This is a genomic window from Streptomyces sp. JH34 (genome assembly GCF_029428875.1).
Classification (GTDB): Bacteria; Actinomycetota; Actinomycetes; order Streptomycetales; family Streptomycetaceae; genus Streptomyces.
Genome location: NZ_JAJSOO010000001.1, coordinates 6522095 through 6535504 on the forward strand (window position 1 = coordinate 6522095; position 13410 = coordinate 6535504).

Annotated in this window: 9 protein-coding genes; 3 read left to right on the plus strand and 6 right to left on the minus strand. The window is 71.3% G+C overall.

The features are described from left to right. Positions 1-157 precede the first annotated feature (157 nt). Positions 158-388, plus strand: coding sequence for a DUF6011 domain-containing protein (locus LWJ43_RS29435; RefSeq protein WP_277335206.1), 231 nt, complete (start codon positions 158-160; stop codon positions 386-388). A 34-nt stretch (positions 389-422) separates the two neighbouring features. Here the strand turns inward: LWJ43_RS29435 and LWJ43_RS29440 are convergent, their stop codons facing one another. Both LWJ43_RS29440 and LWJ43_RS29445 read right to left on the minus strand, forming a co-directional pair. Further along, positions 423-1298 (minus strand): acyl-CoA thioesterase, encoded by an 876-nt coding sequence (locus LWJ43_RS29440; protein ID WP_277335207.1) that lies wholly within the window; start codon positions 1296-1298, stop codon positions 423-425. A 34-nt stretch (positions 1299-1332) separates the two neighbouring features. After that, positions 1333-3846, minus strand: coding sequence for a DEAD/DEAH box helicase (locus LWJ43_RS29445; protein ID WP_277335208.1), 2514 nt, complete (start codon positions 3844-3846; stop codon positions 1333-1335). Between the two features lie 156 nt (positions 3847-4002). Here LWJ43_RS29445 and LWJ43_RS29450 point away from each other — a divergent pair, with 156 nt between their 5' ends. Together LWJ43_RS29450 and LWJ43_RS29455 are read left to right on the plus strand one after the other, a co-directional pair. Next, complete coding sequence (locus LWJ43_RS29450) at positions 4003-4794, plus strand: metal-dependent hydrolase (RefSeq protein ID WP_277335209.1); 792 nt, start codon at positions 4003-4005, stop codon at positions 4792-4794. A gap of 55 nt (positions 4795-4849) precedes the next feature. After that, positions 4850-6385 (plus strand): ATP-dependent DNA ligase, encoded by a 1536-nt coding sequence (locus LWJ43_RS29455; protein ID WP_277335210.1) that lies wholly within the window; start codon positions 4850-4852, stop codon positions 6383-6385. 81 nt (positions 6386-6466) lie between these two features. Here LWJ43_RS29455 and LWJ43_RS29460 read toward each other — a convergent pair whose 3' ends face one another. From LWJ43_RS29460 to LWJ43_RS29475, 4 genes are all read right to left on the minus strand, one after another. Continuing rightward, positions 6467-7828: an NAD(P)/FAD-dependent oxidoreductase gene (locus tag LWJ43_RS29460; RefSeq protein ID WP_277335211.1), complete on the minus strand. Its 1362-nt coding sequence runs from the start codon at positions 7826-7828 to the stop codon at positions 6467-6469. 154 nt (positions 7829-7982) lie between these two features. After that, entirely contained in the window at positions 7983-9764 is a 1782-nt protein-coding gene (locus tag LWJ43_RS29465) for an ABC transporter ATP-binding protein (RefSeq protein WP_277335212.1), read from the minus strand. Continuing rightward, positions 9761-11602: an ABC transporter transmembrane domain-containing protein gene (locus LWJ43_RS29470; RefSeq protein WP_277335213.1), complete on the minus strand. Its 1842-nt coding sequence runs from the start codon at positions 11600-11602 to the stop codon at positions 9761-9763. Before LWJ43_RS29470 ends, LWJ43_RS29465 begins: the two co-directional genes overlap by 4 nt. Positions 11603-11782: 180 nt before the next feature. Further along, a complete protein-coding gene (locus tag LWJ43_RS29475; protein WP_277335214.1) occupies positions 11783-13243 on the minus strand; it encodes a Gfo/Idh/MocA family protein in 1461 nt (486 codons plus the stop codon). Positions 13244-13410: the final 167 nt, after the last annotated feature.

Sequence of the window (13410 nt, forward strand, 5' to 3'; positions counted from 1 at the left end):
CGTGGGGGTATGGCGTATACCGGACGGTCATGGACCGATACCCTCCCACAGCGGCGCACGGTCCGGTGGGCGACCTGCGGACGCGGCACGGTCGTCCGCACACGGCTCACGGCCGCGCCCTCGGTGCCGTGTCGGACCGGCTTGAGAGGATCCGTACGTGGAATCCCCCGAGCCTCCTCCCGAACTCTTCCCCGTACCGCAGCCGGAAGCCGGCCGCCGCGAGCCCCACCGCCCGGTGCGGTGCGCCCTGTGCGGACGGCCCCTCACCGGCGCGGCATCACGCCGTACCGGACTCGGTCCCGCCTGCGACGCCAAGCTGCACCCGGCGGGCCCGGACATCCGGACCCGCCGTCACGAGGTGGACCAGGACACGCTGCCCGGCACCTGACCCCAAGGCCGGCCCGACGTCCCTCAGGACCGGGCTACGCGCCGTCGAGACGGCGGAACAGCCCCTCCTGGACCACGGACACCAGCAACTGCCCCTGGCGGTCGTAGATCCGGCCCCTGGCCAGCCCACGGCCACCCGTGGCGATCGGCGACTCCTGGTCGTACAGGAACCACTCGTCGGCCCGGAACGGCCGGTGGAACCACATGGCGTGATCCAGCGAGGCCATGTCGAAGCCGCGCGGCCCCCACAGCGGCTCGACGGGGATCCGCACGGCGTCCAGCAGCGTCATGTCGCTGGCGTACGTCAGCGCGCAGGTGTGCACGAGCGGATCGTCGCCCAGCGGGCCGACCGCGCGCATCCACACCGCGCTGCGCGGATCCGCGTCCTTGATCTCCTCCCGCGTCCAGCGCAGCCTGTCGACGTAACGGATGTCGAAGGGCTGCCGCCGGGCCATCCGCTCCAGCGCCTCCGGCAGGCCGCCGAGGTGCTCCCGCACCTCGTCGGCGACCGTCGGCAGCTCGTCCGGATCGGGCACGACACGGGCCGGCGGCAGCTGGTGCTCGAATCCGGCCTCCTCCGGGCGGTGGAAGGACGCCGTCAGATTGAAGATCGTCCGGCCCTGCTGCACGGCCGTGACCCGGCGCGTGGTGAAGGACCGGCCGTCCCGCACCCGCTCCACGTCGTACACGATCGGTACGCCCGGACGGCCCGGACGCAGGAAGTACGCGTGCAGGGAATGCACCGGACGGTCGCCGTCCGTCGTGCGGCCGGCGGCGACCAGCGCCTGCCCCGCGACCTGCCCGCCGAAGACCCGTTGCAGGGACTCCTCGGGACTGCGGCCGCGGAAGATGTTGACCTCGATCCGCTCCAGGTCCAGCAGATCGACCAGGCTGTCGGCGGGGTTCGTCATGCGGTTCTTCTCCACTCTCCTGGCCGGCGCGCCGTCACAGCTGGCCCACGGCCGTGACCCGGACGACCGCCCGGCCCTCCTCGTCGGAGGCCGCGAGATCGACCTCCGCACGAATTCCCCAGTCATGGTCCCCCGCAGGGTCGGCGAACGCCTGCCACACCCGCCACAGACCGTGCCCGGGGTCCTCGTCGATCTTCAGCAGCTTCGGGCCGCGCGCGTCCGGGCCCGTGCCCAGCTCCTCGTGCGCCTCCCAGTAGTCGTCCATCGCCTCGCCCCACGCGTCCTCGTCCCAGCCCGCGTCGGCGTCCAGCTCGCCGAGGTCACGGACCCGGTCGAGGGCGGCCAGCTCCACCCGGCGGAACATCGCGTTGCGCACCAGCACCCGGAAGGCGCGGGCGTTGGCCGTCACCGGCTTGACCTCGTCGGCCCGCTCCTGCGCCTGCTCGGCCGTCTCCACCTCGGGATTGGCCAGCTGCTCCCACTCGTCCAGCAGACTGGAGTCCACCTGGCGCACCATCTCGCCCAGCCAGGCGATCAGGTCCTCCAGGTCCTCGGACTTCAGGTCGTCGGGAATGGTGTGCTCAAGGGCCTTGTAGGCGCTCGCCAGATACCGCAGGACGATGCCCTCGGTACGGGCCAGCTCGTAGTTCGAGGTGAACTCCGTGAAGGTCATGGCCCGTTCGTACATGTCGCGGATCACCGACTTCGGCGACACCGGGTGGTCACCGACCCACGGGTGGCTGGTGCGGTACACGTCGTAGGCGTGCCAGAGCAGCTCGCTCAACGGCTTGGGATACGTGACCTCCTGGAGCCGCTCCATCCGCTCCTCGTACTCGACGCCGTCCGCCTTCATCTGCCCGACGGCCTCACCCCGCGCCTTGTTCTGCTGGGCGGCAAGGATCTGCCGGGGGTCGTCGAGCGTCGACTCGACGACCGAGACCATGTCCAGGGCGTACGACGGCGATTCGGCGTCCAGCAGGTCGAAGGCGGCCAGCGCGAAGGTGGACAGCGGCTGGTTGAGCGCGAAGTCCTGCTGGAGGTCGACCGTGAGCCGCACGATCCGGCCGTCGGCATCGGGCGTGTCGAGCTGCTCCACGACACCGCCGTCGAGCAGCGACCGGTAGATCGCGATGGCGCGGCGGATGTGCCGCAGCTGTGCCCGGCGCGGCTCGTGGTTGTCCTCCAGCAGATGCCGCATCGCCTCGAAGGCGTTGCCCGGGCGCGCGATCACCGAGAGCAGCATCGTGTGGGTGACCCGGAACCGCGAGGTCAGTGGCTCGGGATCGGACTGGATCAGCTTGTCGAAGGTGGTCTCCGACCACGCGACGAAGCCCTCGGGGGCCTTCTTGCGGACCACCTTGCGCTTCTTCTTGGGATCGTCGCCCGCCTTCTTGACGGCCTTCTCGTTCTCGATGACGTGCTCGGGGGCCTGCGCCACGACGAAACCGGCCGTGTCGAAGCCGGCCCGGCCCGCGCGGCCCGCGATCTGGTGGAACTCGCGGGCGCGCAGCGTGCGCACCCGGGTGCCGTCGTACTTCGTGAGCGCGGTGAACAGCACCGTGCGGATGGGCACGTTGACGCCGACGCCCAGCGTGTCCGTCCCGCAGATGACCTTCAGCAGGCCCGCCTGGGCGAGCTTCTCCACGAGCCGCCGGTACTTGGGGAGCATCCCCGCGTGGTGCACCCCGATCCCGTGGCGCACGTAGCGGGAGAGGTTCTGGCCGAACTTGGTGGTGAAGCGGAAGTTGCCGATCAGGTCGGCGATCTTCTCCTTCTCCTCCTTCGTGCACATGTTGATGCTCATCAGCGACTGCGCCCGCTCCACCGCCGCTGCCTGCGTGAAGTGCACGATGTAGACGGGCGACTGCCGGGTGTCCAGGAGCTCGGTGAGCGTCTCCGTGATCGGCGTCAGCCGGTACTCATAGCTCAGCGGGACCGGGCGCGTCGCCGAGCGCACCACGGAGGTCGGACGGCCGGTGCGGCGGGTCAGGTCCTCCTCGAACATCTTGACGTCGCCGAGGGTCGCCGACATCAGCACGAACTGGGCCTGCGGGAGCTCCAGGATCGGGATCTGCCAGGCCCAGCCGCGGTCCGGCTCCGCGTAGAAGTGGAACTCGTCCATCACGACCTGGCCGATGTCGGCGTACTTGCCGTCACGCAGCGCGATCGAGGCGAGGACCTCGGCGGTACAGGCGATGACCGGGGCGTCGGCGTTGACCGAGGCGTCCCCGGTCAGCATGCCGACGTTCTCCGTGCCGAAGAGCTTGCACAGGTCGAAGAACTTCTCCGAGACCAGGGCCTTGATCGGGGCGGTGTAGAAGGTGACCTTGTCCTGGGCCAGCGCCGTGAAGTGCGCACCCGCGGCGACCAGGCTCTTCCCGGAGCCCGTGGGGGTGGAAAGGATCACGTTGGCCCCGGAGACCACCTCGATCAGCGCCTCCTCCTGAGCCGGATAGAGGGCGATCCCCTGCGATTCGGTCCATGACGAGAAGGCCTCGAAGAGGGCGTCCGGGTCGGCGGTCGGCGGGAGCTGATCGATAAGGGTCACGCCCCCATCTTGCCTGCCTCCTGCCCGGATGAGGGAACCGGAGCATCCGGTGAAGATCACGGACGATACGCTGCCCACTCAACTCGGCCGCCTCGCACAGACATCGGCGGCCCGGCCGGAACACCCGGCCGAATCACGATGGGGGCGGGAAGAACCATGATGGGACCGGCACACTCACTGTCAGGGGCGGCAGCCTGGCTGGGGGTGGGTGCCGCGGCCGCCGCCGCGGGCCACACGATGCCCTGGCCCGTCCTGGTCGTCGGAGCCCTGATCACCGCGGGCGCGGCGCTCGCCCCGGACCTCGACCACAAGTCGGCCACCATCTCCCGCGCCTTCGGCCCCGTGTCCAAGACACTCTGCGAAGTCGTCGACAAGCTCTCCTACGCCGTCTACAAGGCGACCAAGGGAGCCGGGGACCCCCGCAGGACCGGCGGACACCGCACCCTCACCCACACCTGGCTCTGGGCCGTGCTGATCGGCGCGGGATGCTCCGTGGCGGCGATCACCGGCGGCCGGTGGGCGGTCCTCGCCATCCTCTTCGTGCACCTCGTGCTCGCCGTCGAAGGGCTGCTGTGGCGGGCGGCCCGCGTCTCCAGCGACGTCCTGGTCTGGCTGCTCGGCGCGACCAGCGCATGGATCCTGGCGGGCGTACTGGACCAGCCCGGCAACGGCTCCGGCTGGCTGTTCGACGCGCCCGGCCAGGAGTACATGTGGCTCGGACTGCCCATCGTCCTCGGCGCCCTCGTGCACGACATCGGTGACGCGCTCACGGTCTCCGGCTGCCCGATCCTGTGGCCCATACCGATGGGCCGCAAGCGCTGGTACCCCCTCGGCCCGCCGAAGTTCATGCGCTTCCGGGCCGGCAGCTGGGTCGAGATCAAGGTGCTGATGCCCGCCTTCATGATCCTCGGGGGAGTGGGCGCCGCCGCGGCCCTCAACGTCATCTGACGGCCTTCGAAGCGCCCGGGGGGCGGTGAAGCCCTCGGCGTAGCACGATGGCCGCATGCTGCTCGCCAGGATCGCCCACGTGTCCCTGGAGGTCGCCGCGACCTCGGCCCGGAACCGGAAGACCGCCCTGCTGGCCGGGCTCTTCCGGGACGCCGGGCCGGACGACGTCCCGGTCGTGATCCCTTACCTCGCGGGCCGCCTTCCGCAGGGGCGACTCGGGATCGGGTGGAGCACCCTGCGCGTCCCGGTGACGCCCGCCGGCGAACCCACGCTGACCGTTGCGGGGACGAACGCCGAACTCACCGCAATCGGCGCCCTGAGCGGCCCGGGCTCGCAGGCCGCACGCAAGGAACGCCTGACCCGGCTGCTGGGCGCGGCCACCGCGGACGAACAGTACTTCCTGCGTGGACTGCTCACCGGAGAGGTGCGCCAGGGAGCGCTGGACGCCGTCGCCGTCGACGCCCTGGCGGACGCCGCCGGGGCACCTCCCGCGGACGTGCGGCGCGCGGTCATGCTCGCCGGATCGCTGGGTCCCGTCGCCCGTACGCTGCTCGCGGAGGGCCCCGGAGCCCTCGCCTCCTTCCGGCTCACCGTCGGCCGGCCGGTCCAGCCCATGCTCGCCCACACGGCCCGCTCGGTGCTCGAGGCGATCGACCGGCTCGGGCCCTGCGTCGTCGAGGAGAAGCTGGACGGCATCCGCGTGCAGGTGCACCGCGACGGGCCGCAGGTACGCGTCTACACCCGCGCGCTCGACGACATCACCGACCGGCTCCCCGAAGTCGCCGCGGCCGTGAGCCGCTTCCACGCCGAACGGTTCATCCTCGACGGCGAGGCGATCGCCCTGGGGGCCGACGGAAGACCGAGGCCGTTCCAGGAGACCGCCGGACGGGTGGGCTCCCGGCGGGACGTCGCCACCGCGGCGGACGCCGTCCCGGTGGTCCCGGTGTTCTTCGACGTGCTGTCCGTGGACGGACGGGACCTCCTCGACCTCCCCTTCTCCGAACGCCACCGGGATCTGGCCGCACTGGTCCCCGAGGAGATGCGCGTACGGCGCGTCGCCGTGGAGTACCCCGCCGACGAGCGCCGGCGGTCGGCTGCCTTGGCGTTCTCCGAGGACACCCTGGTCCGCGGGCACGAGGGAGTGGTGGTCAAGGGCACGGCGGCGCCCTACAGCGCGGGCCGGCGCGGGGCCTCCTGGCTGAAGGTGAAGCCCGTGCACACCCTGGACCTGGTCGTGCTGGCCGCCGAATGGGGTCACGGCAGACGCACCGGGAAGCTCTCCAACCTGCATCTGGGCGCGCGCAGGGACGACGGCACGTTCGCGATGCTGGGCAAGACCTTCAAGGGGCTCACGGACACCATGCTCAGCTGGCAGACCGAACGCCTCCGGGAGTTGGCCACCAGGGACGACGGACACGTGGTGACGGTGCGCCCGGAACTGGTCGTGGAGATCGCCTACGACGGGCTCCAGAGCTCCACCCGCTACCCGGCCGGTGTCACGCTGCGGTTCGCCCGCGTCTTGCGCTACCGCGAGGACAAGAGCGCCGAGGAAGCGGACACGGTCGGCACGGTCCTGTCCCGTCGGACATGACCCGGCAGGTTCCTCTCCGCAGGGCATGCCCCCGGCCCCCTCCCCCGGCGGATGCCGGGGGAGGGGGCCGGGAAGGCAGGCTCAGCCGCGGGCGTCCGCCCCCGCCGTGTGGGCTCGGATCTCCTCCGGCGTGAGATAGGCGTCGGTGTACTCGAAGTCGCGCAGGGTGGCCTGCTTACGGGCCTGGAAGCCCGTCCGCACGAAATCGTCACCGGCGATCGCGTTGAGCAGCCAGTTGGTCATGACCCGGGTCTTGGCGACGTTCGTCCGCAGCGCCGCCCAGTGGTAGCCGCGCGCCGCGGCCTGGGCCGGCAGGCCCCTCAACTCGATGCCCAGGGGCTTCGAGACGGCGTCCCGGCCGCCGAGGTCCACGACCAGGCCCAGGTCCTTGTGCACGTACGGCTGCAGCGGACGGCCGCGCAGGGAGGCGATGATGTTGTCCGCCAGCTTGCGGCCCTGGCGCATCGCGTGCTGGGCCGTGGGCGGGCAGATCGCCCCGTCCCCCTTGGCCAGGTCCGGCACCGCGGCCGCGTCGCCGAGCGCGAACACCCCGTCCGCGCCGGGCAGGCTCATCTCCGGAGTCACCGCGAGCCGTCCCCGCACGGTCTCGGCGTCGAGGGTCGCGACCAGTGGACTCGCCGCTACCCCCGCGGTCCAGATCAGCGTGCGGCACGGCAGCACCCGGCCGTCCGTGAACGTCACCTTGTCCGGCCCCGCCTCCGCCACGGAGACACCCAGCGAGACCTCGATCCCACGCTTGCGCAGGATCTCCAGGGCACTGAGACCGAGCTTGTCGCCGAGCTCCGGCATGAGCTTCGGCGCGATGTCGATCAGATGCCACTTGATCAGCCCGGGGTCCAGCCTGGGGTAGTGCTTCACGGCGTTGCTGGTGAGCAGCTGCAGACACGCGGCCGTCTCCGTGCCGGCGTACCCGCCGCCCACCACCACGAACTGCAGCCGGGACGCGCGCTCCTCCTCGTCGTGACTGGCGTCGGCCAGATCGAGCTGGGAGATGACGTGGTCCCGGATGTAGGCGGCCTCGGCCAGGGTCTTCATGCCCCGGGCGTTGTCGACCAGCCCCGGGATGTCGAAGGTCCGGGTGACGCTGCCTGCGGCCAGCACGATGTAGTCGTACGGCTCGTTGACGATCTCGTCCGTGATCTTCCGGACGACACAGACCTTCGCCTTCGTGTCCACCCCGATGGCCCCGCCGGGCACGATCCGGGTGCGGTGGCGCCGGCTGCGGCGCAAGGACACGGCGACCGACTGGGGGGTCAGCACCCCGGAGGCGACCTGTGGGAGCAACGGCAGGTAGAGCTGGTACGAGAACGGGGTGACGAGCGCGATGTCCGCTTCGCCGGGAGCGAGACTGCGCTCCAGCCGGCGTACGCACTCGACCCCGGCAAAGCCGGCGCCGACAACGAGAATCCTGGGTCGTGCCACGGTGTGCGTCCCTTCTCGGGCTTACGCGGTCATCGCTCGCCTGCCCCGTATCCGGAGCCAGTCACTCCCTCATCCTCACCGCAGGGGACGGAGTCCGCCTCTTGTGCGACGGCCGGCGGGTCGCCGCACAGGAGGCGGAGCGGGGAACCGCCGCTCAGCCGTGCCAGGAACGCCACAGCGCCGCGTAGGCGCCGCCCGCGGCCACCAGCTCGTCATGGCTGCCCAGTTCGCTGATCCTGCCGTCCTCGACCACCGCGATCACATCCGCGTCGTGCGCGGTGTGCAGCCGGTGTGCGATCGCGACCACCGTACGGCCGTCCAGCACCCGCGCCAGCGAACGCTCCAGATGACGGGCCGCCCGGGGATCGAGCAGCGAGGTCGCCTCGTCCAGCACCAGCGTGTGCGGGTCCGCCAGGACCAGACGGGCCAGGGCGATCTGCTGCGCCTGCGCCGGGGTGAGGGCCAGACCGCCCGAGCCGACCTCGGCGTCCAGGCCGTCGTCGAGGGCCTTCGCCCAGCCGTCCGCGTCCACCGCGGCGAGGGAGGCCCACAGCTCCGCGTCCTCGGCGTCCGTCCGGGCGAGCAGGAGGTTGTCGCGGAGGGAACCCACGAACACATGGTGCTCCTGGTTGACGAGAGCCACATGCGTCCGCACGCGCTCCGCCGTCATCCGCGACAGTTCGGCGCCGCCCAGCGACACCGAACCGGCCCGGGGCGCGTAGATCCCGGCCAGCAGCCGTCCCAGCGTGGACTTGCCCGCGCCGGACGGTCCGACCAGGGCCAGGCGCGTCCCCGGCGCCACATCCAGCGACACCCGGTGCAGGACGTCGACGCCCGCGCGGTAGCCGAAGCGCACCTCCTCGGCCCGCACCTCCCGGCCGTCGGGGTCGACGAGGTCGTCCCCGGCGTCGGGCTCGATCTCCCGCACACCGACGAGCCTGGCCAGGGACACCTGGGCCACCTGCAACTCGTCGTACCAGCGCAGGATCAGACCGATGGGGTCCACCATCATCTGGGCCAGGAGCGCCCCGGTCGTCAGCTGGCCGACGGTGATCCAGTCCTCCATCACGAACCAGCCGCCCAGCAGCAGCACCGCGCCGAGGATCGTCACGTACGTGGTGTTGATGACGGGGAAGAGCACCGAACGCAGGAACAGGGTGTACCGCTCCCAGGCCGTCCACTCCGCGACCCGGCGGTCCGACAACGCCACCCTTCGGGCCCCCAGGCGGTGGGACTCGACGGTCCGTCCGGCATCCACGGTCTCCGCGAGGGCGGCAGCGACCGCCGCGTACCCGGCGGCTTCCGAACGGTACGCGGAGGGCGCCCGCCGGAAGTACCAGCGGCAGCCGACGACCAGCACCGGCAGCGCGATCAGTACCGAGAGTGCCAAGGGCGGGGCGGTCACGGTCAGCGCGCCGAGCAGCAGCCCGGCCCAGACGACACCGATCGCCAGTTGCGGCACGGCCTCACGCATCGCGTTGGCCAGCCGGTCGATGTCCGTCGTGATCCTGGACAGCAGATCCCCGGTCCCGGCCCGCTCCAGGACCCCTGGCGGCAGCCCGACCGACCGCACGAGGAAGTCCTCGCGCAGATCGGCGAGCATCTCCTCGCCGAGCATGGCCCCGCGCAACCGCATCGTCCGGGTGAACACGGTCTGCACGACCAGCGCCAGCGCGAACACCGCGGCGGTGCGTTCCAGATGGAGGTCGGTGACTCCGTTCGACAGGTCCTCGACCAGCCCGCCGAGCAGGTACGGGCCGGTGATCGACGCGATCACGGCGACGGCGTTGACCGCGACGAGTACCGCGAAGGGTCTGCGGTGACGCCGCAGCAGGGCGTGCACGTACGCCCGGACGGTCGTCGGCGTGCCGACCGGCAGGGTCGTCGCGGACCGCGGTGCGGCCGGGTCGTACTCCGGTGGTGCCAGGCCGATCATGCTCGCTCCTCGATTTCCTCGGCGGCCGCACGGGCCGGCCGCAGGCCGTCGACCGTGGTGGGCCCGTCCTGTCCGGCCGCTTCCACGGCCTCCTCCTCGGTCTCACGGGTCACGACGGCCCGGTACAGGGGTTCGTGCCGAAGCAGTCCCCGGTGGGTCCCCGCAGCCACGACGGTGCCCCCGTGCACGAGGACGACGCGGTCCGCGAGGTCCAGCAGCAGGGGCGACGAGGCGAACGCCACCGTCGTACGGCCCCGGCGCAGCTGCTCGATGCCGGCGGCCACCCTGGCCTCCGTGTGCGAGTCCACGGCGGACGTCGGTTCGTCCAGCACGAGCACCTGCGGGTCGGTCACCAGGGAACGGGCCAGTGCGAGCCGCTGGCGCTGACCACCCGACAGCGACCTGCCGCGCTCGGTGATCCGGGTGTTCATCGGGTCGCCGTCCGCGTCGACGGACGCTTGGGCCAAGGCGTCCAGCACGTCACCGCAGCGGGCCGCGGCGAGCGCGTCCCCGGCCGTCACGTCACCCGACGACGGTACGTCCAGCAGCTCCCGCAGCGTCCCGGAGAGCAGCACCGGGTCCTTGTCCTGCACGAGCACCGCGGCCCGTGCCGAGTCGAGCGGCAGGTCGTCCAGAGGGACCCCGCCGAGCAGCACCGAGGCAACCGGCCCGGACGCCTCGTCCTGCTCGGCGTGGCCGCCGAGCCGTTCCGCCAGACGACCCGCCTCGTCGGGATCGCCGCAGACCACGGCGGTGAAGAGGCCCTGCGGCGCCATCAGCCCGGTCACCGGGTCGTAGAGATCGCCCCCGGACACCTCGGCATCCGCCGTCGCCGGGCGAGTGCCGCGCCGCAGGGACAGCACACGGACCGCGCGCTGTGCGGACGGCCGTGAGAAGGAGTACGCCATGGCGATCTCCTCCACGTTGCGCAGCGGGAACAGCATCAGGGTCGCCGCGCTGTACACGGTGACCAGCTGACCGACGTCGATCCGGCCGTCCCGGGCGAGCGTCGCCCCGTACCAGACCAGGGAGATCAGCAGAACTCCCGGCAGGAACACCTGGATCGCCGAGATGAGAGCCCACATCCGGGCACTGCGCACGGCGGCCTTCCGGACCTCCTGGGACGCGCGGCGGTAACGTCCGAGGAACAGCTCCTCGCCGCCGATGCCCCGCAGTACCCGCAGCCCGGCGACCGTGTCGGAGGCCAGCTCCGTGGCCTTGCCCGCCTTCTCGCGCTGCAGATCCGCCCGGCGGGTGGCCCGGGGGAGCAGCGGCAGGACGGCCAGCGCCAGCACCGGCGTGGCGACCGCGACCAGCACACCCAGGGAGGGCAGGTAGAGGACCAGCCCCACACAGATCAGCACGAGGGCGGTCGCCGCGGCCAGGAAGCGTGACAGCGCCTCGACGAACCATCCGATCTTCTCGACGTCGCCGGTGGACACCGCGACCACTTCTCCGGCCGCCACCCTGCGGGTCAGCGCGGATCCCAGCTCCGCCGTCCTCCGGGCCAGCAACTGCTGCACCCGGGCGGCAGCGGTGATCCAGTTGGTCACGGCCGTCCGGTGGAGCATGGTGTCGCCGACGGAGATGAGGACGCCGAGGACGACGAGGAGGACTCCGGCCACCACGAGGTCCCGGCCGGAACGGTCGATGACTGCCTGCACCGAGAGGCCGACGGCGAGGGGGAGGCCCGCGATCGCGCAGTGGTGGAGCAGCCCCCAGGCAAGGGACTTGAGCTGGCCGTGGATCTGACTTCGCCCGAGCCAGAACAGGAAGCGGGGGCCGGACCGTACATCGGGATCGCCGGGATCCGTGTACGGAAGATCGCGAATCTGCATGACGTCCCAAGGATCGGAAGCGGAGATCCGTCGTGGATCTCGTGGAACAGTGGGGGACCAAACCGTGCAAGGTTCGCTTCCCGACCTCGTCCGGGGCAACCGATTATTCCGACGTGACGGCTGATTCCGCCGTCCTGTGAGGAGCCCCGCCACCGGCCGTGGTGACGGGGCGTAGGCCGTCTACCCGGTGGGCTGCGCGGAATCGACGCCGGAACGCGCCTTCCTCCACTCGCCCCGGGTGAAGTCGGGGATCTGCTGCGGCGCGCCCTTTGCCTTGATCGACAGGTGGCTCAGCGGAACGGGCGCGGTCCAGGTGGCGGCGTCGTACACGTCGAAGTCCGGGGCGAGCCCGAGCCGCATGCACTGCATCAGCCGGAACACCAGCATGTAGTCCATCCCGCCGTGGCCACCGGGCGGGTCGGAGTGCTCCTTCCACAGCCAGTGGTCCCATTCGGCGTACGCGCCGAAGTCGGCCCACTCGTCGTCCGAGTGATCCGGTTCGAGATAGATCCGCGCCGGGTAGTCCTCGAACACCCCTTTCGTGCCGCCGAGGCTGTTGATCCGCGAGTAGGGGTGAGGCGTCGACACGTCGTGTTCCAGGCGTATGACCCGGCCCTTGGCGGTCTGGACGAGGCTGATCGTCCGGTCGCTCTCGATGTAGGTCTCCTTCCAGCTCGGGTCCCCGGCCGGCACGTGCTCCTTGCGGTAGGCGGCGAGACCGAGCGAGGGCGTGCCGACACTCGTGATGCTGACCGCTCGATCACCGCGGTTGACATCCATGTAGTTGGCGACCGGACCGAAGCCGTGGTTGGGGTACAGGTCGCCTCGCAGCCGCGTGTGCCACAGCCGCCGCCAGGGGCCCTCGTAGTGGTCCGGGTCGAACATCAGACCCCGCAGGTCGTGGTTGTACGCACCCGCCCCGTGCAGCAGATCACCGAACAGACCTGCGTGTGCCATCCGCAGCACCCGCATCTCGTTGCGCCCGTAACAGCAGTTCTCCAGCTGCATGCAGTGGCGGCGGGTCCGCTCGGAGAGGTCCACCAGCTCCCAGAGCTGGTCCAGCCGCAGCGCGACCGGGCACTCGACACCGACGTGCTTGCCGTTCAGCATGGCCGTCTTCGCCATCTCGAAGTGGGAGTCCCAGGGCGTCGCCACGTAGACGAAGTCGATGTCCCCGCGTGCGCAGAGGTTCGCGTAGTCGTCCTCCCCCTTCGTGTACACGGCGGGTGCGGGCCCGCCCGCGGCCGTGACCTTCGCGGCTGCTCGCTCGGCCTTGTCCTTCACCGGATCGCAGACGGCGACGACCCGCACCCCGTCGACGGCGAGGAAGAGGTCGATCATGCCGCCGCCGCGGTTGCCGAGCCCCACGATGCCGACGCGCACGGTCGAACGCCGGCCGAAGCGGACCCCGGCCATGGTGGCGCCCTGACGCGCCGGAACGGGCAGGGGGCCGGAGGCCGGGGCCTGTTCCGCGGCCGATGCGGCGCCGGCGCCGGCTGCCGCGAGTCCGATCCCGGTGCTCGCGACTCCCACGGCGCCGGCTGTGGTGCGAAGGACGGAACGACGGCTCAGCGAGCCGTCGTCCGTGGTCTGCGGGTCCTGGTCCCGGGGGTTCCGGTCCTGTGATGCGTCGTCATTCATCTGGCCTCCAGAGAGGGGACTCGACGGTGCGCGTACGGGTTCCGGGGCCCGCGTGGACATGGCGGGACCCCGAACCTCGTTCAGGACCTTGGTGGGTGAGGCCGGTGTCGCGCAAGGGGCAGTGATCGGATCACCGCGTCCGTGCGGAGCTCACCACGCCGTGCGTT

What these genes read in the sequence shown, in the direction of transcription:
- LWJ43_RS29440 (WP_277335207.1), bottom strand. Translation starts at nt 1,298, where the DNA reads ATGACGAACCCCGCCGACAGCCTGGTCGATCTGCTGGACCTGGAGCGG.
- LWJ43_RS29450 (WP_277335209.1), top strand. Translation starts at nt 4,003, where the DNA reads ATGATGGGACCGGCACACTCACTGTCAGGGGCGGCAGCCTGGCTGGGG.
- LWJ43_RS29455 (WP_277335210.1), top strand. Translation starts at nt 4,850, where the DNA reads ATGCTGCTCGCCAGGATCGCCCACGTGTCCCTGGAGGTCGCCGCGACC.
- LWJ43_RS29465 (WP_277335212.1), bottom strand. Translation starts at nt 9,764, where the DNA reads ATGATCGGCCTGGCACCACCGGAGTACGACCCGGCCGCACCGCGGTCC.
- LWJ43_RS29470 (WP_277335213.1), bottom strand. Translation starts at nt 11,602, where the DNA reads ATGCAGATTCGCGATCTTCCGTACACGGATCCCGGCGATCCCGATGTA.
- LWJ43_RS29475 (WP_277335214.1), bottom strand. Translation starts at nt 13,243, where the DNA reads ATGAATGACGACGCATCACAGGACCGGAACCCCCGGGACCAGGACCCG.